The sequence below is a fragment of the Caulobacter sp. SLTY genome (assembly GCF_009905535.1).
Taxonomy (GTDB): Bacteria; Pseudomonadota; Alphaproteobacteria; order Caulobacterales; family Caulobacteraceae; genus Caulobacter.
The window spans coordinates 1-18032 of record NZ_JAAALA010000037.1; the positions used below are offsets into that span (position 1 = coordinate 1).

Consider the following 18032-nt stretch of genomic DNA (forward strand, 5'->3'; position numbering starts at 1 on the left):
GCTCGGGCCGGGGCAGAGGCTGTTCGGGAGGGGCGGCCTCGGCCGGGATGGTGGTGTCATCCCCACTGTAGATCTGCAGGCCCTTGGTCTCGTCGGTCGGCTGGTCCTCGGCCTTGGGCGGGGTCTTTGTGTCGGCCACGACGGTTCCGACCGTCTTGGGCGCGTCGCCCTCTTCGCGGACGCCACCGCTGTAGAGAAACCAGGCGCCGCCAACCAGGACGATCAGCACCAGGGCGCTGACGATCAGGGTGACCGGCGCGGGCGAGCCGCCGCGCACCGGGCGGCGGGCGTCAAAGGCCAGAGGGGCGTCATGGCTGGGCGGGGTATAGGCGCCGCGGTTGTAGTCGGACATCGAAGCTCCGCTCGAATGAGCATGGGCGGGACAGGCGAATCGCTTCCGCCAGTTTACCGAGGCGCCACGCCCGCCCGCCAGCGACCAAAGGTCTTATGCCCAGGTTTCGAGCTGGAAGAGCCGGCGATGTTCCTCGATGGCGAACCGGTCGGTCATTCCGGCGATGTAATCGCACACCACCCGGGCCCGTCCGGCGTCGTCGCGGTTCTGCGACTTCACGAACCATTCGGTGGGAAGCACCTCGGGTTCGGCCATGAACAACGAAAACATCTCGGCCAGAATGCGGCGCGCCTGGCTGCGGGTGCGGTTGACCTTCCAGTGGCGGTACATCCGCTCGAACAGGAATTCCCGCAGGCGCGACAGGTCCTCCAGCATATCCGGCGAGAAGGCGACCAGGGCGTGACCCAGGTTCCGCACGTCCGCCGGGCTGGCGACCCCGCTGACCGCCGCCCGCTGGAGGGTCTCGCCCATCACATCATCGACCATCGCCCCGATCATCCGCCGCACGGCCTCCAGCCGGGTCAGCCGGTCGTCGAGGTCAGGCCGCTCGCTGCGCACGCCCTGCAGGATCGGGCCGATCAGCGGCACCTCCAGCAGTTCCTCGAGCCGGAACAGCTCGGCCTGCAGCCCATCGTCCACGTCGTGGTTGTTATAGGCGATGTCGTCGGCGATCGCGGCGACCTGCGCCTCGGCCGAGGCCCAGCCGCCCAGTTCCAGGTCCAACTTCTGGTCGAACCGCTTCACCGCCGTCCAACTGGGCCGCGACAGGCGGTCGGTGACCGGGCCGTTGTGCTTGATGACCCCTTCCAGCGTCTCCCAGGTCAGGTTGAGGCCCAGGTAGTCGGGGTAGCGGTGCTCAAGCTCGGTCACCACCCGGAAGGTCTGGACGTTGTGGTCGAACCCGCCCCAGGGCTTCATCGCCTCGTCCAGGGCGTCCTCGCCCGCATGGCCGAACGGCGGGTGACCCAGGTCATGGGCCAGGGCGATGGTCTCGGCCAGGTCGGCGTCGAGGCCTAGCGCGCTCGCGATCGACCGGGCGATCTGCGCCACTTCCAGCGAATGTGTCAGGCGGGTGCGGTAGTGGTCGCCTTCGTGGGCGACGAAGACCTGGGTCTTTTCCTTCAACCGGCGAAAGGCGGTCGAATGGATGATCCGGTCGCGGTCGCGGGCGAAGGGATTGCGTGTGCGACTGGGCGCGTCAGGGTGCAGCCGGCCGCGCGAATTGGCCGGAATTTCGGAATAGGGCGACCGGTAGACGGTGTAGCTGTTACCTTCGCTATGGCTCATCGAACGGTCAGGTCCTGTCGGGCGCCCCTTTCCAGGCGGCGCGGGCTTGCACATATAGGACTCTGGAGAGTTTTCCACAGCATGACCGACACCCCGATCACCCTTTCGCAAACCGCCGCCGCCCGAATCCGCGCAATCGGCGAGGCCGAAGGCCGGCCGTTGATGCTTCGCGTGGCGGTCGACGGCGGCGGTTGCTCCGGCTTCCAGTACCGGTTCGACCTTGTGGAAGCGGCCGAGGCCGACGACCTGCGCATCGAACGCGACGGCGCCTCGGCCCTGGTCGACGACATCTCCCTGGGCCTGCTCAAAGGCTCGGAGATCGACTTCATCGACGAACTGGCCGGCGCGGAATTCAAGATCCGCAACCCTAACGCCAAGAGCAGCTGCGGCTGCGGCGTGAGCTTCTCGCTGTAGGCTGCGTTCAGGCGGTGGGCTCGAACGTGAACCTCACCCGGACAGAAGCCCCCTCAACCGACCGGCCGTCCGGCAGAGTGGGATTCATCTTCAGCATTCCGCCCAGTGTCTTGCCGGCCACGCCGAAGCCATAGCCCGCCGGCCTTTCAGCGGCCAGCTGACACTGTTTCACCCAGCCATCGGCGCCAATCGTACAGATCAGTTCAGCGACACCCCGCAGTTCATCAGTCCCGACCGGTCGCAAGCGCCTGAGATCCGACACCCGCGGCTGCTTCACCCATTTGGGCGAGCGGATTACGAACGGCGCGGGCGCTCCGGCCGCGGCGGCCTGGGTATCGGACGGTGAGGGTGACGCCTCCGTTCGAGTTCCGGCCCTGTCTCTTTGGTACTTCTTCCAATCGTAGGCCGAGCCCAACAGCACCCCCTTCACAAAACCGCTGTCTCCCTTCCTGGTCTGCACCCGTCGCCATTCGTCGCCGCTGGCGTCTTTCGCCGCGCCCTGGAGCATCACCCGAGTTCCGGGCGACAGCTGGGTGATCGCCGGATAGGTCCTCCCCGGACCGGTCCTGAGATTCACCAAGGACGCGCCCTCACCCGGGATCACATAGCGCTCTCGCACGAGGGGCCCGGCGCCCAGGCCCCGCTCCTGAGCCATCATGGAGCCCACCGAGATCACCGCCAAACCCCCCAGCGCCGCGAAGACGAGACTGCGGCGCTTCACGCGGCCGGTCCCCGGCGAAACGATAGCCGCACCCGGAGGGCGGGGAATCTTCGGCGGCGGCGGCGGCGGCGCTGGTGGCGCTGGTGGCGTACGAGGTGGCGGTGGCGCTGGCGTGAGAGGCGGCGGCGGCGGCGTGCGAGGTGGCGGCGTGCGAGGTGGCGGCGTGCGAGGTGGCGGGGCGGTTGAGGATGGTCCGCCAGCAGCCCTGGGCGCAATCGGCGGCGGGGGTGTCCTGGGCGGCGGTTGCGGACTGGACGGCCCCGGCGAGGGCGTCGGCGATCGTGAACTCCCGGGCCCACGAAGGATCAGTCCCTCCACCTGGGCCAGCAGCGTCTCTAGCAGACCGAGCGCCTTCGGCGCGTCGCCGGCAACCGCCGGATGAGGATCGTTCTTCCGATAGTGAACAGCGGGGTTCGCAAGCTTCCGCACTTTGTGCGCGGCGTCCCGAAACGCCTTCGGGTCGCCAAGACGTTCTGCAATCTTGTCTATTCTGTCCTGTAATTTCTCGTTATCCTCAAGTACGTTCAATTCCTCATAAAGCGCGGCAACAATATACTCTAACACCAAGCGGCTTAACTGCAGAGAGGACCTGAAATTGGCGGGTCCGCATTCCGAGATAGCCCGGCCGACATCCGTGGCGATGTCCGGGTGTCCGCTGCCCAGCCTTTCCAACTTGTCGTAGCGTTGCAAAATCACCCCCCACACCCTCAGCAAGTTTGACCCCGAGAGCGAGAATTTTCCAGCCCTTGCAATTCGGGCTGTTCCTAATTAGCCTTCTTCCTATGAACACCCTGTTCAAAGCCCTCGCGCATCCCGCGCGCCGCCAGATCATCGAAATGCTGCGCGCCGGACCCAAGTCGTCCGGCGACATCGCCAACGCCTTCGACATGGCCTGGCCGACCGTGACCGGGCACCTGACCTCGCTGCGCGAGGCCGGCCTCGTCGAATCCGAGCGGGACGGGGCGTCGATCATCTACCGGCTGAACATCTCGGCCGTGGAGGAAGCGCTGGCTTTCCTCCTGGACATCATCAAGGCCGGGGAAGCGCCGGCCGCCACGCCGAAGGGGGCCGCGAAATGACCTTCAAACCGACCCGCATGGAGACCGCCGCCCTGGCCGTGGTCGCCGTTCAGCTGGCCCTGGCGGCCTTCACCGCCACCAACGGCGCGACCGACCCGGTACCGATGCACTTCAACGCCGCCGGCGAGGTCGATCGCTGGGGCGACCGCATGGAAGCGGCCTGGCTGATCGCCGCTATCGCGGGCGTCAATGCCGTGATCTCCGGCGCGATGGCCTACAGCCTGCGGGCCAGCAACCCGGACCCGGCCCGGCGGCGCGGCATCACCATCGGCATGGCCATTGGCCTGGTCACGACCGCCGTGGTCGCCATCCTGCCGGCCGCCATGGCCAGCCCGACTTTCGACCCCGCGACCGGCGCAACCGTCACCGCGGCGGCCGTCTGCCTGGTGCTGATCGCGACCGGGGCTGTGCTCGGCAAGGTTCCGCCCAACGCCCTGGTCGGGGTGCGAACGCCCTGGAACCTCAGTAGCCGCATGGCCTGGGACCGCTCCAACCGCCTGGCCGGACGGCTGTTCTTCTGGTCGGGATTGCTCGCCCTGCCCCTGATCCCCTTCCTGCCGACCACTATCTCGATCGGGGCCATCTCCGGCGGAACGCTTTTGATCGCCGCCTGGTCCGTCTTCGAAAGCTGGCGCGTCTGGCGCGCCGATCCCGACCGTCGCCCCGTCTGAAAGGTCCGCTGATGAGAACCCTAGTCCTCGCCGTCCTGGCGGCGATCGCCCTGCCCTGCGCCGCCATGGCCGCGCCGGTGTCCTCGGAGGTCGAAATCCCCGGCGGCCCCGCACCCCTCAAGGGGACGCTGCTGAAGCCCGATAACGCCAAGCCGGGAACCCCGGTCGTGGTCATCCTGGCCGGTTCCGGCCCCACCGACCGCGACGGCAACAACCCGCTTGGCGTCAAGGGCGCCCCCTATCGCCTGCTGGCCGAAGGGCTGGCCGCCGAGGGGGTCGCCTCCATCCGCGTAGACAAGCGCGGTATGTTCGCCAGCGGCCCGGCCGCCGCCGACCCTACCAAGGTGTTCGTCGATCATCTGGCGCTGGACGCCCTGGCCTGGGCGGCCAAGGCCCGGGCCGCGACCGGCGCCCCCTGCGCCTGGCTGGCCGGGCACAGCGAGGGCGCCTTGGTGGCGCTGATCGCCGGTCAGTCGGGGGAAGGCGTCTGTGGCCTGATCCTGATCTCCGGCGGGGGCCGGCCGCTGGGCGCGGTGCTCCGCGAGCAGCTGCGGGCCAACCCGGCCAACGCCCCCGTGCTGTCCCAGGCGCTGGCGGCGCTAGATGCCCTGGAGGCCGGCAAGACCGTCGATACGACCGGGATGCATCCGGCGCTCATGCCCTTATTCTATCCGGCGGTTCAGCCGTTCCTGATCAACCTGTTCGCCAAGGACCCGGCCAAGCTGGCCGCCGCCTACCGCGGGCCGATGCTGATCCTCCAAGGCTCCACCGACTTGCAGGTGCCGGTCGAGGACGCAAACCGGCTGAAGGCCGCTCAGCCGAAGGCCCGGCTGGTGGTGCTGGAGGGGGTGAACCACGTGCTCAAGGTCGCGCCGGCCGACCGGGGGGGAAATCTGGCCACCTATGCCAACCCGGACCTGCCCCTCGCGCCCGGTGTGGCGCCGGCCATCGCCGGCTTCATCAAGTCTCAGACCGGCACGAACTGAAGCGTCACGGCCATCGCCGCCAGCCACACCGCGGGCACGGCGATGGCCACCCAGGCCTTCGGCTCCTGCCCCCGCTTCCAGGTCACCCAGGCTACGAAAGGGCTGAGGATGCAGACCATCCAGAAGCCGATCATCAGCAGGAAGCCCAGCCACGCCAACGGGTTGAGCAGGTTCGGCCGGTGGTCGAACACCAGGGGTGAGAACAGCGCCCCGATCGCCCCGAACGGGATCAGCGCCAGCCAACCGGCCGTCAGCACGCCCAGCAGGATCGCCCGCCGCTGCCGTTCCCGTCTCTCCTGCCCCTTGAGCCCCGTGGTCATGGGCAATAGCCTTCCGCCCCCCAGCCGGAGCCGTCAATGCGTATCGCCACCTGGAATGTGAACTCGGTCAATGCTCGCCTGCCGACTGTGCTGGCCTGGTTCGAACGGGCCCAGCCCGACGTCGCCTGCCTGCAGGAGATCAAGTGCATCGACGAGAAGTTCCCTCGGGAGGAGTTCGAGCGCCTCGGCTATAACGTCGAGGTCCATGGCCAGAAGACCTACAACGGCGTCGCCATGCTCTCTAAGACCCCGTTGGAGGATGTCCGGCGCGGCCTGCCGGAGATCATCGGCCTTACAGGCGAGACCGATGACCATGCCCGCTACATCGAGGCCGTGGTTTCCGGGCCCATCCCCGTGCGGGTCGCCGGCATTTACCTGCCCAATGGCAATCCGGTGGGGACCGAAAAGTTCGATTACAAGCTGCGCTGGATGAAGGCCCTGCATCTGCATGCCCAAAAGCTGCTGGAACTGGAGGAGCCTCTGGTCATCTGTGGCGACTACAACGTCATTCCTGAGCCCGGCGACGCCGACAAGCCGGAGGGCTGGCTGGGCGACGCCCTGTTCCAGCCGGAGAGCCGGGGCGCCTTCCGCGCCCTGAAGAACCTGGGTTTCACCGACGCCTACATGCAGGTGGACGGCCGCGACGGCGGCTACACCTTCTGGGACTACCAGGCCGGCGCCTGGCAGCGTAACCACGGCATCCGCATCGACCACCATCTGCTCAGCCCCCAGGCGGCCGACCGGTTGACCGGCCTGCAGATCCACCGCGAGGTCCGCGACTGGGAAAAGCCCTCGGACCATGTGCCGGTCGTGGTCGAGCTGGCCCTTTAGGCCAAGAAAAAGGGGCGGTCCGAAGACCGCCCCTTTCCTTGGCTTAGGCCTTACCCTTTAGGTCCGGGCGCGGCGCTCGATGTCCCGCTCGATCTCGGTCAGCATCCGGTTCAGGTGCTGGTACTCCTGACGGGTCAGGTCACGGTCACGCTTGTAGGCGCCCTCGACCCGTTCGATCGAATTGAGGGTCCGCTGCATGCCCCGGGCTTCACCGATGTCCAGTCGACCGCGGCGGACCAGGGTCTCGATGCGTTGATCGATATAGGCCTGCTTCTGGTCGATCTGGCGGGCCAGGCGCCAGTTGCTGCGGGTGCCTTGGTTCCAGCGACCGCGCTGGTAGGCGCCTCGGTTGTCGTAGTCACGACGCTGATCGTAGCCGCCGCGATAATCGCGGTCGCCACGCGGCTGCGCGGAAACGGTGGCCGGCATGGCCGCGACCAGGGCGGCCGTCGCGGCGACAGTCAGAAGAACCTTTTTCATGATCTCTCTCCTTCAAGGCTTCGTCCACCCGATGGCCGGTTGAACATCTTGAAAGAGGTTTTAGTTGCCTGGGCCTGAAGCGGGCGTGAGGCCTTCGTTATATTCGGTTCATCTTCACGCGACCAACTTAGATCGGCATGCGCATGATTTCCTGATAGGCGCTGATCACCTGGTCGCGCACGGCCATCACCGTCTCAAGGCTGGCCTCGGCCGAGGAAATGGCGGTGATCACGTCGATCAGCTCCGCCTTGCCGGAGACATGGGCGGCCATCTGCGCCTCGGCCGCCTTGGACGTCTGCATCGCATCGCCCATGACATTCTTCAGCATGTCGCCGAAGCTCGATCCCTGGATGGCGACGTCGGCGCCCGGGATGCCACCGGCGCCCTGGGTGGCGGCATAGGCCTTGGCTGCGGCGAGCGGGGTGATCATGGCCTACCCTATTTCTTCAGCAGTTCGAGGGTGCGCATCTCCATCGAGCGCGCGGTCTCGATGACGTTCAGATTGGCCTCGTAGGCCCGCTGGGCCTCGCGCAGGTCGAGAGCCTCGATCAGCGAATCAACGTTGGGCATCTTCACATAGCCGTCGGCGTTGGCCGCCGGATGGCCGGGGTCGTAGGACAGCTTGAAGTCCTTCTTGTCCGGTTCGATCCGCGCCAGCCGCACGCCCTGCCCGCCGTCGACCGCCTGGGGCGCGAACACGGAGACCTGCCGGCGATAGGGGTCGCCGTCGGGGGTGCGGGCCGTGGAGTTGGCGTTGGCCAGGTTCTCGGCGATCACCCGCATCCGCGCCTGCTGGGCCCGCAGGCCCGAGGTCGCAATCCGCATGGTGGGGTTGGTGGGACCCATGTCGGCCATCTATCGGTCTCCTATCGGCCCGGCGCGCGGGCGGCCATGCGCAGCAGGGCCATGGATTTCTGGTAGAAGCCGATAGCGGCGTCGTACTGCATCCGCGTCTCGGTCATCTTGATCATCTGGTCCTCCAGCACCACGGCGTTGCCGTTCAGGGTGACTTCGGAGTCCCCTGTCTTGCGCGGCTTGGCGTGGGTCTGGGCGGAGGCGCGGCGGGGCGCGGCGGCCATGTGACCCGCCTGGGTCTGGGCCGGCTGCATCATGCCAAGCCCCCCGGCCTGGCCCCGCAACTGGGACTCGAAGGTGAAGGGCGCCACGTCGCGGGCCACGAAGCCCGGGGTGTTGGCGTTGGCGATGTTCTCGGCGATCACATTCTGACGGTCGGACAGATAGCCCAACCGGCTGCGCAGCATCGAGAAGAGCGGGATGTCGCCGATGTTCATAGCCAACAGGGTGAACAAACAGGGTTAATCGCGCCTTAAGTTTTGCCGGGCATTGGGTAGGATCAGTCTCCCGGCGGCCGCCCCGATGTATCTCCTGCAGACCCTGTTCGCCCTTCTCGTGACGCTCGGGCTGATCGGTCTGACCGCCGTGGCCTTGCGCCGTTTTGCCCCCGATGTGGTGGCGCGTCTGCAGGGCGCATCCAGCAAGGAGCGCCGCCTCAAGCTGGTCGAAACCCTGGTGCTGGACCCCACCCGCCGGCTGGTGCTGGTGCGCCTCGACGATGAGGAACGACTGATTCTGCTCGGTGAAGGCCGCACCCTGGAAACCCTCAAGACGCCCAGAGCCGCCAAAAGTCCGGCGCGCAAGACCCCCGCGGAGACCGCCTGATGGCCCCCGGACGCAAGACCCCCTACGGCCGCTACGTCGGGCTCGCCCTGCTGCTCGGCGTGGCCATCGCCATGCCAGGCGTCGCTGCCGCCCAGGCGGTGAACATCGACCTGGGCACAGGCGCCGGCCTGACCGAGCGGGTGGTCCAGCTGGTCGGACTGCTGACCGTCCTGTCGCTGGCCCCATCGATCGTGATCATGACGACCAGCTTCGTGCGCATCGTGGTGGTGCTGGGCCTGCTGCGCACGGCGCTCGGCCTGCAGCAGAGCCCGCCCAACGCCGTGCTGATCAGTCTGGCGCTGTTCCTCACCGCGATCGTCATGGCCCCGACCTTCCAGAAGTCCTACGACGAAGGCATCCGCCCCCTGCTCGACCAGCAGGTCGAGCTGCCGCAGGCCTTCGACGCCGCCTCGGCCCCGGTGAAGACCTTCATGCTCAGCCAGGTCGACCGCGACGACCTCGCCCTCTTCGTCCGCCTCTCCAAGATCCCCCGCCCGGCGACCATCCAGGAGACCCCCCTGCGCGTGGTCACCCCGGCCTTCATGATCAGCGAGTTGAAGCGCGCCTTCGAAATCGGCTTCTTGCTGTTCGTCCCCTTCTTGGTCATCGACCTGGTGGTGGCCAGCGTGCTGATGAGCATGGGCATGATGATGCTGCCCCCCGTGGTCATCAGCCTGCCCTTCAAGCTGATCTTCTTCGTGCTGGTCGACGGCTGGCGACTGGTGGCCGGCAGCCTGGTCGAGAGCTTCATCCCCGGCGCCGGGGGCGGAGGCTAGCCCTTCGCCGGTCCAGCCCGTTCCGCCGGGCCCTTCGCCGTTCCCACCGGGGCCGGCTTCTCGCGGAACTTCTGCTTCATCTTGGCGACCCAGCCGTTGAAGGCTTCCGAGTCGGCGACCGAACGGCCGAAGTCGGCGGTGGTCAGGCGGCCGTCGTCCATGTCGGCGAAGGCGACCTTGAGGGCTTCGGGGTTGCGAGCGGCGTCGAACAGCGGGCTGTAGCGCTCGCGCATGCGAGCCAGGGCGGGCTCGTCTCCGGCCAGGCTGTAGGCGACGCCGGCGCGAAGCAGGCGGCCTTCCTCGTCGGAACGCAGGGGCAGCGGGCTCTTCCAGCGATCGCCCAGCTGGCGTTCGAACATGTCGCCGGCCAGGGGCCAGTCACGGGCTTTCCAGGCGATCTCGGCGCGGATGTCTGTCGCTTCGGGCGAGGCGTCGGTCTCGATCACCTCAAGGGCGGCGTCCAGGCGGCCCAGACCCATCAGGGCGCGGGCGGTGATGATCCGGCGCTCGGCGTTGAGGGCCGGCGGCAGCACCGTGGTGCGGCTGCTGTTGATGGTGACCAGCGCCTGCTCCGGCTGGCGGTTCATCAGGTAGATCAGGGCCAGGTCAGTGGCGACCTGGGCCTTGGGCACGCCGTCGAGGCGGTTTTCAACCTGGTATTTCAACAGCTCGGCGGCCTGGTCGAGCAGGTCCACATCGACCAGCCGGCGGACCATGTTGCGGACCATCCGGTCGCCTTCGGCCCCGATCGGGGTGAGATCCTTGAAGTCGTTGTAGAGACCGAGCGCCTGGATCGGCTCCAGCCCGTCGGCGAGGCCGTCGAGGAACAGGGCGCGGAAGGCGGCGGCCAGGTCGTTCTGCAATTCCACCGAGGCCGGCAGGTCGGGCAGCCGCACCCCCGCCGAGCGCCAGGCCTCAAGGCCCTCGCGGTAACGGCCCTGGCTCATGTAGAGCTTGCCGAGCAGGCGGACGGTCTCGATCTCGGTGGCGTCGCCGCGCCAGCGGTAGCGCAGGCCGTCGAACACGGTGACCGCCGCAGCCGGGGTGATCTTTCCCTGGTCGAGCTTGATCTGGGTGGCGCGCAGGGTGGCCGGCGCGGCGTACTGCTCCAGCGGCGCCTTGGCGATCAGTTCATAGACGGCGAGCGCCTTGTCCGTCTCGCCCTTGGCCTCGAGGAGGCGGGCCTCCATCAGCCGGTTGGCAAGCTCCTCGGCCTGGGGGATGCCCGGCACGGCGGCGCGGCGCAGGCAGTCCTGGGCGGCGGCATAGTCGCCAAGGGCGATGGCGGCCTCGGCGTCGGCCCGCATGAACCGCGCCTGCCACAGCGGCGGGAACAGCTCCATGGCCCGCGCCGCCTGGCCGAACTTGGCCCGGGCGCCGGCCCAGTCGGCCTGTTTGGCGGAGATATAGCCGCGCCAGGCGGCGCTGGCCGGATCGTCGGCCAGCACGGCGACCGAGAGGTCGGTGTCGGCCTCCTTCAGCCGCCCGGCCATCACCCGCGCGGCACCGCGCAGGCCGCGAAACTCGGCGTCGCCCATCAGAGTCTCGCGCGAGCGGCCGGCGGCGTTCATCACCCCGATGGCCTCATAGGACAGCTCGCTGCCGACCAGGAAGCGGGCCAGGGCCATGCGCGCCTCGGTCGGCGCGTCCTTGCCCTTGTTGGTTTCCTCGGCCGCCTCGGCAAGCAGCTGCTCATAGCGGGCTATAAAGTTGGTGTCGCCCAGCTTGGCCCATTCGCCGTCGATCATGCCAGGCATCGAGGCCTTGGCCGGAGCGCCGAGGATGGCCGCCGTCTGCGCCTTGTCGGCGGCCCAGCTGGGCGACAGAGCCAGGCCGTCGGCCTTGCCGATCCGCACCAAGTCGCCCTCGACCGCCACGCCCAGGCCCGGAGCATAGCTCTCGATGGCCAGGCCATGCAGGGTCGGAAGCAGGGCCAGGTCGACGAAGTCGCGCCGCTGGCTGAGGCCCTTGTTGGGGGCCAGGGCCGGGACGACGGCGAGGCGGTCGCCCACCGCCGGGTCATCGACCCAGACCATACGGCCGGCGCCAGCCATCGTGGCCGTCAGGCCGGCCTGGGCGCTTTCGCTGTCGCGGCTGACCGTGACGGCGCCGCCGCCGGTCTGGTCGCGGCCAGCGGGAGGACCCGCGCCCAGGGCGATGGTCCAGCTTGATCCCTCCCCCGCCACGGTGACCGGGGTGGACCGCGGCACCACAAGGCGCACAGCGGCGTAGTCCTTGCCGGAGACGGCCTGGACCTTGCGATAACGATCCCCACCCTTGGGCAGCCTGGCGACGTCGAGCTTGCCGGGTGCGTCGAACACCACCCAGACCGCTTCGCCTCGCCGGAACACGGCGGCGCCCAGCGGGGCGCGCCAGTCAAACCGCAAGCGGGTCTGGGAGGCGCTAACGTCGGCCGTGACTGGCACCACCCCGCCGACCGGCGTCGGATCGGCCCTGGCGGGCGGCGGCGGACCAGAGGCGACCTTCGGTTCAGCCGGGGCGGTCGGAAGCGGCGCGGCGGGCGCTTCCTTCCTCTTGAAAAGATTGACGAATGTCGCGCCGTCGGACTGGCCGACCTTGGCGTCCGCGTCGTCAGTCAGGGTGAGGGCGAGTTCGAGGACCCCGCCGACATGCCGTTCCTCGACCGACTTCAGCCATTGCGGCGGGGCGGCTTTCAGCAGGGCGATATCGGGCTTGGCGTCGCGGCTGAAGCGCAGGGTGAGGACCTGGCCGTCACGCTTGGTGGTGACCCGCGCGCCGCCGGCCCACTGGAATTCTATCCGGGTAAAATCCCGGGCCTGGGCCACGCGCACATCCAGCGCCGGCCGGGCCGCCACGGCGGGGACCGCATAGCCGGCCGGAACGGCGACGCCTGCGATGCAGGCGACCGCAACGCCGGTGCGGAGGACCCGGCGCAGGCTCATGTCAGCCCGCTTTCGCCGGCGGCGTGGCCGGGGCCTTGGCGGGCGGGGCGGTCTTGGGAGCGCCGGCCAGTTTCTGCGCCGGGGAAGCGGCGGGCGGGGCGGCGGCGGTCTGGACCGGCTCCGGCGCCAGCGCCTGTTTGCCCGCCAGGACGGCGGCGTTCTGGGTGAAGCGCTTGGCCAGGGCCTCGGTGATCTGCTTGGCCTCGGCCGGCGGCATCTGGGCCAGGATGGCGGCCAGGGTCCGCTCCTTCATCTTCGAGGCGATGGGCAGGCGTACGCTGTCGTCGAGCACCCGGAACTGCGCCGCGGCGTCCTTGGCCTTCATGGCCGAGAACACGGCCACCAGCCGGTTGATCTCCTGCTCCTGCTGGGCGTCAGCCTGACCCAGGAGGGTCTTGATGTCGCCCTTCAGGGTGTCCAGCGACTTGAACTTGGCGTCCAGCTTGGCCTCGGCGGCGGCGATCAGCTGCAGCTGCACGTCGAAGCCCTGCTCCTGGGCGTCCAGCTGGCCCCGGCGGTCGCCGAGGTTCTGCAGCATGCGCAGTTCGGACGGTGAAAGACCGGCCTCCTTGGCCAGTTCAGCCGCGGTCGGCGCGCAGACGGCCGCCGGCTTGGCGGCCAGGGCGGCCGGGGTGTCGGTCTTGGGCGTCTCGGCCTTGGCGGGCGCGCCCTCGGCGAAGGCCTTCGCGCCGGTGAACAGCTTTGGGATGGTGTCGGCGCCGGCCGCGAAGTTTATGGCCAGGACCCCGGCCACGGCGACGCCGGCCAGGGGCAGGATGCGGGGGATACGGCTCACAGGCGGCCTCCGGGAATGGCGCGCAGACGGCTGGGAAGCGCCTCGGGCTCGAACAGGTCGTCATCGATACGGGCCCGCGAACGGGCGGTGGTCTGGGGCTCGAAGCGGGCGGGCAGCTGTCGCTCGCGCGCCTGCGGCAGCGGGCGATCCAGCCAGTCGTCTTCGCGGCTGGGAGCGGTGGCGGTCGAGGCCGGGCGGCGCGGGCGCTCCAGCACCGCCTTGTCCAGGTGGTCGGCCAGGGCCTGGGCCGCCTCGATGCGGGCGGCCAGGTGGGCCTCGGCCTCCTGGGTGGCTTCGCGCAGGGTGGCGAGGCCGGCCTGAGCGCGGGCGGCGGCAAGGTCGAGCTCGCCGACCGCCTTGGCGAAGTTCTCATGGCCGTCGCGCAGACGCTTCAGCTGCCGCTCGAGCCGCCAGCCGAAGACCATGGCCGCGATCAGGAGCACGCCCAGCAGTATGTTCATGGAAATCGCCACGATGCTCATGTCAGCCTCTTCTGGACGGCGGCCTTGGCGGCCTGATCGAGAGGCGCTTCACAGCGCACCGCGATGTGGTGGTTGCGACGGCCCATGCGGCCGCGCGTCAGGGGGATCGAACCGGCCCGCAGCTCGACCAGGCTGTCGCCGGTGGCGTTGAGCATCAGGGTGTCGCCGACCTTCAGGCCGAGCACCTTACTGAGGGGCGCCTGCTGTTCGTCGAGCACGGCGCGGACTTCCATCTGGGTGGTCCACAGCTCGGTGGCCAGGTGGCTTTCCCAGATGTTGTCGCGGCCGAACTTCTCGCCCATGAACTGCTGCAATAGCATCTTCCGGATGGGCTCGAGGGTGGCATAGGGCAGCAGCAGCTCGATGCGGCCGCCCCGGTCTTCCATGTCGATACGCAGCTTGACCAGGATGGCGGCGTTGGCCGGACGGGCGATCGCGGCGAAACGGGGGTTGGTCTCCAGTCGGTCGAGCACGAAGTTGACCGGGGTCAGGGGCTCGAACGCCGCCTTGGCGTCGGCCAGCACCACCTCGACCATCCGCTGGACCAGCACCCGCTCGATGGTGGTGTAGGGCCGGCCCTCGATGCGCATAGCCGCTGTGCCGCGGCGCCCGCCCAGCAGCACATCGACGATCGAATAGATCAGGTTGGAATCGACCGTCAGCAGGCCGTAGTTGTCCAACTCCTCGGCCCGGAACACCGACAGGATGGCCGGCAGCGGGATCGAGTTGAGGTAGTCCCCAAAGCGGATCGAGCTGATGTTGTCGAGGCTGACCTCGACGTTGTCGCTGGTGAAGTTGCGCAGGGAGGTGGTCATCAGCCGCACCAGGCGGTCGAAGACGATCTCTAGCATCGGCAGGCGCTCATACGACACCAGCGCCGAGTTGATGATCGCCCGGATGCCGGTGCGCTCGCCCCCATCGTCATCCGACAGGTCGAACCCCAGCAGGCTGTCGATCTCATCCTGGTTTAGGATTCGCTCGGAGCCGATCAGACCGTCGGCCTCGCCCCCGCCGCCCCACTCGGGCGCGCCGGCGCCATCGGCGTTGGTCGCCGCCCACTGGGCCAGAGCCTCCTGATCTTCGGTGTCTTCAGCCATGAGCCAACGCCCAACCGCCCGAGGGCTAGTTGATCAGCATCTCCTCGATCAGCACCGCGTTCACCTTGGAGGGCGCGACGAGCAGGTTGACCCGGCGCAGGATCTCCATCCGCAGCTGATAGCTGCCTTGGCTGCCCGACAGGTCCTCGGGCCGCATTTCCCGCAGGAAGGTTTGGAACATGTCGTTCATGCGCGGCATCGCCGGGTCGAGCTCCTCGACCAGCTGATCGTCGGGTAGCTCCAGGGTCAGCTTCAGCTTGAGGAAGGTCGCCCGCCCGTCGGCGGTCTGCATGTTCACCACGATGTCAGGCAGGGTGTAGAAGACCACGCCGTCGGGGCCTTCCTTGACCGTCGCCGCGCCGGGCTCAGCCTTGCCGCCCTTGCCGCCCTCGCCTTCCTTCTTCTTTTTCTTCGGTTTTTCCTTGGCCTCGGCATGCTCGGCGTCAGGCTTGGGCTTCAGAAACATGAAGTAGGCGCCGGCCCCACCGCCGCCCAGCACGGCGAGCGCCGCCACGCCGGCGATGATCAGCACCATCAGCTTCGGCTTCTTCTTGGCCGGAGCCTCGCCGTCGACGCCTTCGGCGCCCTCGGGGGGCGCTTCAGCTTCCTTGGCCTTGTCCTTCGACACCTGCTCGCCGCTCTCTGTAATTCGCGCGTGAATCCTTAGTGGGGCGAGTTGGTTAAGGATGGGTGTGCGTGGGTCCATCGCGGCGCCCGGCAATATTCGCCGCCCAGCGGGCGTTAACCTTCTTATTTGCTGATTTTATTCATGTTTTCGACTTGGCCCGAGGCTTGCAGGTTCACCTTGCCGAGCGACGTCGGGTCGCGGGGATTAACGGAGGGCCGCCCATGGACAACACGCTGTACATCAGCCTGTCGCGCCAGATGACCCTGCGCCGCGAAATGGATGTCATTGCCAACAACATCGCCAACGCCGACACGACCGGCTTCAAGGTCGAGTCGCTGATGGTCCGGACCGAGGCCCAGGCTCCGGCCCGGATGACCGACGGCGGCAAGGTCAAGTTCGTGCTCGATGACGGTGTCGCCCGCGACTTTACCCAGGGCTCACTGCGCCAGACCGGCGGCGATTTCGACCTGGCCATCGAGGGCAAGGGCTTCTTCCAGGTCACCACCGAGGACGGCGACCGGTTCACCCGCGACGGTCGCTTCACGCTGTCGCCGGACGGCAAGCTGACCACCCAGGCCGGCGATCCGGTGATGGGCGACGGCGGCGAGATCGTGCTGGACATCGCCCGCGGCCCGGTGGCCATCGCCGCCGACGGGACGATCAGCCAAGCCGGGGAGCGGGTCGGCAAGGTGCAGGTCTTCCTGTTCGAGGACCGCTCGGTCCTGGCCAAGGACCAGAACAATCTCCTGAAGAACACCTCCAATGAGGCCCCCGTCGCCGACACAGCCAGCCGGGTTCGGCAGGGGATGCTGGAGGGAAGTAACGTCAATCCGATCCTGCAGATCACCCGGATGATCGAGGTCAGCCGCGCCTACGAAAGCGTGGTCCGCACCATGGAAAACACCTCCGACCTGTCCCGGCGCGCCGTCGAGCGCCTGGGCCGGGTCGCTTAAGGGAGTACGAGTAGATGCAAGCGCTCCGCACCGCCGCGACCGGCATGGCCGCCCAGCAGCTGAACGTCGAGGTTATCTCGAACAACATCGCCAACATGAACACCGTCGGCTTCAAGCGGCAGCGGGCGGAGTTCCAGGACCTGCTCTACCAGTCGCTGGAGCGGGCCGGCACCCAGTCGTCGGACCAGGGCACGGTGGTCCCCACCGGCATCCAGATCGGCGCCGGCGTGAAGGCGGGCAGCACCTATCGCATCACCAGCCAGGGCTCGGTGACCCGCACCGACAACCGCTACGACGTGGCCATCCAGGGACGCGGCTACCTGCAGGTGCTGCTGCCCAGCGGCGAGACGGCCTACACCCGGGCCGGCAACCTGGCGGTCAATGACCAGGGCCAGCTGGTCACCGAGGACGGCTACCTGATCCAGCCGGCCATCACCATTCCGCAGGACGCGGTGGACGTGGCCATCTCCAAGACCGGTCAGGTACAGGTCACCCAGGAGGGCCAGGCGGCCCCGACCGTCGCCGGCCAGCTGGAACTGGCCACCTTCATCAACGAGGCCGGCCTTGAGGCCATGGGCGACAACCTCTTCATGGAAAGCGGCAGCTCCGGCGCGGCGGTCACCGGCTCGCCGGGCACTCCCGGCTTCGGCACCCTGCTGCAGGGCTATACCGAGGCCTCCAACGTCGACGCAGTCAGCGAAATCACCGCCCTGATCGTCGCCCAGCGGGCCTACGAGATGAACTCCAAGGTCATCACCACGGCCGACGAGATGCTGCAGGCCGCCAACCAGGTGAAGTCGTAGGATGCGCGCCCTCCTGCTGATCGCGGTCGCGGCGGCGGCCCTCGCCTCCCCGGCCCTGGCCGGCCCGGTCACCTTGCGGGCCGAGGTCACCGACGCGGACGGGCGGGTCACCCTGGGCGACCTGTTCGAGGGCGCCGGCCCGGCCGCCAACGTGCTGGTCGCCAACCGCGCCGGCCCGACCGTGGTGCTGGACGCCCAGACGGTGCAGTTGATGGCCCGTCGTTCGGGCCTTCATTGGGACAATCCTCAGGGCTTTCGCCGCATCGTGGTGCGCGGCGGCGCTGCCGGTCCCACCGCCGCCTCGCCGGTCGCGGCGCGGGGCAATGTCGATGTCCTGACCTGGTCCCGCTCTATCTCCACCGGCGAGATCGTCCAGCCGGAAGACCTGGTCTGGGCCAAGGCTGCCGCCGCGCCCACGGATGCCCCGAGGGACGCCGACCAGGTGATCGGCCTGGCCGCCAAGCGTCCGCTGCGCGCCGGCGCCGCGGTCGGCGGCCGCGATGTCTCCGCTCCACAGGTCATCAAGGCCGGAGAGATGGTCAACGTCACCTGGTCCGACGGCCAGGTCACCCTGACCATGCAGGGCAAGGCCATGAAGGCCGCCGCCCAGGGCGAGACCGTCAACATCCAGAACCCCGCCTCGAAGAAGATCGTCGAGGCCATCGCCACCGGACCCGGCGAAGCCGTCACCGGTCCCGCGGCCCAGCAGCTGAAGGCTGCCGGCGCCCAGTTCGCCGCTCGCTAGAGGCTAC

The 18032-nt window shown here is 68.4% G+C and carries 22 protein-coding genes and 1 pseudogene; 10 read left to right on the plus strand and 13 right to left on the minus strand.

Annotated elements, in window-relative coordinates; all coding sequences use genetic code 11:
* Positions 1-352, minus strand: a pseudogene (locus GVN21_RS17560) (SPOR domain-containing protein); the annotation flags it as partial.
* A 93-nt stretch (positions 353-445) separates the two neighbouring features.
* Positions 446-1639 carry a deoxyguanosinetriphosphate triphosphohydrolase gene (locus tag GVN21_RS17565; RefSeq protein WP_166576040.1) on the minus strand — a complete coding sequence of 398 codons (1194 nt, stop codon included), beginning with the start codon at positions 1637-1639 and terminating at the stop codon, positions 446-448.
* Between the two features lie 81 nt (positions 1640-1720).
* Here GVN21_RS17565 and erpA point away from each other — a divergent pair, with 81 nt between their 5' ends.
* Entirely contained in the window at positions 1721-2053 is a 333-nt protein-coding gene (gene erpA, locus GVN21_RS17570; protein WP_166576041.1) for an iron-sulfur cluster insertion protein ErpA, read from the plus strand.
* A gap of 7 nt (positions 2054-2060) precedes the next feature.
* Here the strand turns inward: erpA and GVN21_RS17575 are convergent, their stop codons facing one another.
* Positions 2061-2774: an SH3 domain-containing protein gene (locus tag GVN21_RS17575; protein ID WP_166576042.1), complete on the minus strand. Its 714-nt coding sequence runs from the start codon at positions 2772-2774 to the stop codon at positions 2061-2063.
* A gap of 782 nt (positions 2775-3556) precedes the next feature.
* Here GVN21_RS17575 and GVN21_RS17580 point away from each other — a divergent pair.
* From GVN21_RS17580 to GVN21_RS17590, 3 genes are read left to right on the plus strand one after another with little or no spacing between them, the layout of a single operon-like run.
* Positions 3557-3853, plus strand: coding sequence for a metalloregulator ArsR/SmtB family transcription factor (locus GVN21_RS17580; protein ID WP_166576043.1), 297 nt, complete (start codon positions 3557-3559; stop codon positions 3851-3853).
* Complete coding sequence (locus tag GVN21_RS17585) at positions 3850-4524, plus strand: SdpI family protein (RefSeq protein WP_166576044.1); 675 nt, start codon at positions 3850-3852, stop codon at positions 4522-4524. The genes GVN21_RS17580 and GVN21_RS17585 overlap by 4 nt, the downstream gene beginning before the upstream one ends.
* Before the next feature lie 11 nt (positions 4525-4535).
* Positions 4536-5510: an alpha/beta hydrolase gene (locus tag GVN21_RS17590; RefSeq protein WP_166576045.1), complete on the plus strand. Its 975-nt coding sequence runs from the start codon at positions 4536-4538 to the stop codon at positions 5508-5510.
* Here GVN21_RS17590 and GVN21_RS17595 read toward each other — a convergent pair.
* On the minus strand, positions 5492-5830 hold the full coding sequence (locus GVN21_RS17595; protein WP_166576046.1) for a hypothetical protein: 339 nt from the start codon (positions 5828-5830) through the stop codon (positions 5492-5494). The two genes, GVN21_RS17590 and GVN21_RS17595, sit on opposite strands and share 19 nt — an antisense overlap.
* 36 nt (positions 5831-5866) lie before the next feature.
* Between GVN21_RS17595 and xth the strand changes: the two genes are divergently transcribed.
* The gene (gene xth / locus GVN21_RS17600) at positions 5867-6661 is read left to right on the plus strand and encodes an exodeoxyribonuclease III (protein ID WP_166576047.1); all 795 of its coding nucleotides are present in this window, start codon (positions 5867-5869) and stop codon (positions 6659-6661) included.
* A 57-nt stretch (positions 6662-6718) separates the two neighbouring features.
* Here the strand turns inward: xth and GVN21_RS17605 are convergent, their stop codons facing one another.
* The 4 genes from GVN21_RS17605 to flgB form a co-directional block, all read right to left on the minus strand.
* Entirely contained in the window at positions 6719-7141 is a 423-nt protein-coding gene (locus tag GVN21_RS17605) for a hypothetical protein (RefSeq protein WP_166576048.1), read from the minus strand.
* 127 nt (positions 7142-7268) lie between these two features.
* Positions 7269-7571, minus strand: a complete 303-nt coding sequence (gene fliE, locus GVN21_RS17610) for a flagellar hook-basal body complex protein FliE (protein WP_166576049.1) — start codon at positions 7569-7571, stop codon at positions 7269-7271.
* An 8-nt stretch (positions 7572-7579) separates the two neighbouring features.
* On the minus strand, positions 7580-7996 hold the full coding sequence (flgC, locus tag GVN21_RS17615) for a flagellar basal body rod protein FlgC (RefSeq protein ID WP_240903001.1): 417 nt from the start codon (positions 7994-7996) through the stop codon (positions 7580-7582).
* An 11-nt stretch (positions 7997-8007) separates the two neighbouring features.
* Complete coding sequence (gene flgB / locus GVN21_RS17620; protein WP_346764287.1) at positions 8008-8451, minus strand: flagellar basal body rod protein FlgB; 444 nt, start codon at positions 8449-8451, stop codon at positions 8008-8010.
* A gap of 67 nt (positions 8452-8518) precedes the next feature.
* On the opposite strand from flgB, the gene GVN21_RS17625 reads away from it, so the two are divergent.
* Both GVN21_RS17625 and fliP read left to right on the plus strand, forming a co-directional pair.
* Positions 8519-8821, plus strand: coding sequence for a flagellar biosynthetic protein FliO (locus GVN21_RS17625; protein ID WP_166576050.1), 303 nt, complete (start codon positions 8519-8521; stop codon positions 8819-8821).
* Positions 8821-9597, plus strand: coding sequence for a flagellar type III secretion system pore protein FliP (gene fliP / locus GVN21_RS17630; protein WP_166576051.1), 777 nt, complete (start codon positions 8821-8823; stop codon positions 9595-9597). Before GVN21_RS17625 ends, fliP begins: the two co-directional genes overlap by 1 nt.
* On the opposite strand, the gene GVN21_RS17635 is transcribed toward fliP, so the two are convergent.
* From GVN21_RS17635 to GVN21_RS17655, 5 genes are read right to left on the minus strand one after another with little or no spacing between them, the layout of a single operon-like run.
* Positions 9594-12521, minus strand: coding sequence for a tetratricopeptide repeat protein (locus GVN21_RS17635; protein WP_166576052.1), 2928 nt, complete (start codon positions 12519-12521; stop codon positions 9594-9596). The two genes, fliP and GVN21_RS17635, sit on opposite strands and share 4 nt — an antisense overlap.
* A gap of 1 nt (position 12522) precedes the next feature.
* A complete protein-coding gene (locus GVN21_RS17640; RefSeq protein ID WP_166576053.1) occupies positions 12523-13317 on the minus strand; it encodes a MotE family protein in 795 nt (264 codons plus the stop codon).
* A complete protein-coding gene (locus GVN21_RS17645) occupies positions 13314-13799 on the minus strand; it encodes a DUF6468 domain-containing protein (protein ID WP_166576054.1) in 486 nt (161 codons plus the stop codon). Before GVN21_RS17645 ends, GVN21_RS17640 begins: the two co-directional genes overlap by 4 nt.
* Entirely contained in the window at positions 13796-14896 is a 1101-nt protein-coding gene (gene fliM, locus GVN21_RS17650) for a flagellar motor switch protein FliM (protein WP_166576055.1), read from the minus strand. Before fliM ends, GVN21_RS17645 begins: the two co-directional genes overlap by 4 nt.
* 25 nt (positions 14897-14921) lie before the next feature.
* Complete coding sequence (locus GVN21_RS17655) at positions 14922-15524, minus strand: flagellar basal body-associated FliL family protein (protein WP_166576056.1); 603 nt, start codon at positions 15522-15524, stop codon at positions 14922-14924.
* 221 nt (positions 15525-15745) lie between these two features.
* Between GVN21_RS17655 and flgF the strand changes: the two genes are divergently transcribed.
* From flgF to flgA, 3 genes are read left to right on the plus strand one after another with little or no spacing between them, the layout of a single operon-like run.
* The gene (flgF, locus tag GVN21_RS17660) at positions 15746-16477 is read left to right on the plus strand and encodes a flagellar basal-body rod protein FlgF (protein WP_166576057.1); all 732 of its coding nucleotides are present in this window, start codon (positions 15746-15748) and stop codon (positions 16475-16477) included.
* A 14-nt stretch (positions 16478-16491) separates the two neighbouring features.
* Positions 16492-17280: a flagellar basal-body rod protein FlgG gene (flgG, locus tag GVN21_RS17665; RefSeq protein WP_166576058.1), complete on the plus strand. Its 789-nt coding sequence runs from the start codon at positions 16492-16494 to the stop codon at positions 17278-17280.
* Between the two features lies 1 nt (position 17281).
* Positions 17282-18025 carry a flagellar basal body P-ring formation chaperone FlgA gene (gene flgA, locus GVN21_RS17670; RefSeq protein WP_166576059.1) on the plus strand — a complete coding sequence of 248 codons (744 nt, stop codon included), beginning with the start codon at positions 17282-17284 and terminating at the stop codon, positions 18023-18025.
* The last annotated feature ends 7 nt before the right edge of the window (positions 18026-18032 follow it).

What these genes read in the sequence shown, in the direction of transcription:
- GVN21_RS17565 (WP_166576040.1), bottom strand. Translation starts at nt 1,639, where the DNA reads ATGAGCCATAGCGAAGGTAACAGCTACACCGTCTACCGGTCGCCCTAT.
- erpA (WP_166576041.1), top strand. Translation starts at nt 1,721, where the DNA reads ATGACCGACACCCCGATCACCCTTTCGCAAACCGCCGCCGCCCGAATC.
- GVN21_RS17580 (WP_166576043.1), top strand. Translation starts at nt 3,557, where the DNA reads ATGAACACCCTGTTCAAAGCCCTCGCGCATCCCGCGCGCCGCCAGATC.
- GVN21_RS17585 (WP_166576044.1), top strand. Translation starts at nt 3,850, where the DNA reads ATGACCTTCAAACCGACCCGCATGGAGACCGCCGCCCTGGCCGTGGTC.
- GVN21_RS17590 (WP_166576045.1), top strand. Translation starts at nt 4,536, where the DNA reads ATGAGAACCCTAGTCCTCGCCGTCCTGGCGGCGATCGCCCTGCCCTGC.
- GVN21_RS17595 (WP_166576046.1), bottom strand. Translation starts at nt 5,830, where the DNA reads ATGACCACGGGGCTCAAGGGGCAGGAGAGACGGGAACGGCAGCGGCGG.
- xth (WP_166576047.1), top strand. Translation starts at nt 5,867, where the DNA reads ATGCGTATCGCCACCTGGAATGTGAACTCGGTCAATGCTCGCCTGCCG.
- GVN21_RS17605 (WP_166576048.1), bottom strand. Translation starts at nt 7,141, where the DNA reads ATGAAAAAGGTTCTTCTGACTGTCGCCGCGACGGCCGCCCTGGTCGCG.
- fliE (WP_166576049.1), bottom strand. Translation starts at nt 7,571, where the DNA reads ATGATCACCCCGCTCGCCGCAGCCAAGGCCTATGCCGCCACCCAGGGC.
- flgC (WP_240903001.1), bottom strand. Translation starts at nt 7,996, where the DNA reads ATGGCCGACATGGGTCCCACCAACCCCACCATGCGGATTGCGACCTCG.
- GVN21_RS17625 (WP_166576050.1), top strand. Translation starts at nt 8,519, where the DNA reads ATGTATCTCCTGCAGACCCTGTTCGCCCTTCTCGTGACGCTCGGGCTG.
- fliP (WP_166576051.1), top strand. Translation starts at nt 8,821, where the DNA reads ATGGCCCCCGGACGCAAGACCCCCTACGGCCGCTACGTCGGGCTCGCC.
- GVN21_RS17635 (WP_166576052.1), bottom strand. Translation starts at nt 12,521, where the DNA reads ATGAGCCTGCGCCGGGTCCTCCGCACCGGCGTTGCGGTCGCCTGCATC.
- GVN21_RS17645 (WP_166576054.1), bottom strand. Translation starts at nt 13,799, where the DNA reads ATGAGCATCGTGGCGATTTCCATGAACATACTGCTGGGCGTGCTCCTG.
- fliM (WP_166576055.1), bottom strand. Translation starts at nt 14,896, where the DNA reads ATGGCTGAAGACACCGAAGATCAGGAGGCTCTGGCCCAGTGGGCGGCG.
- flgF (WP_166576057.1), top strand. Translation starts at nt 15,746, where the DNA reads ATGGACAACACGCTGTACATCAGCCTGTCGCGCCAGATGACCCTGCGC.
- flgG (WP_166576058.1), top strand. Translation starts at nt 16,492, where the DNA reads ATGCAAGCGCTCCGCACCGCCGCGACCGGCATGGCCGCCCAGCAGCTG.
- flgA (WP_166576059.1), top strand. Translation starts at nt 17,282, where the DNA reads ATGCGCGCCCTCCTGCTGATCGCGGTCGCGGCGGCGGCCCTCGCCTCC.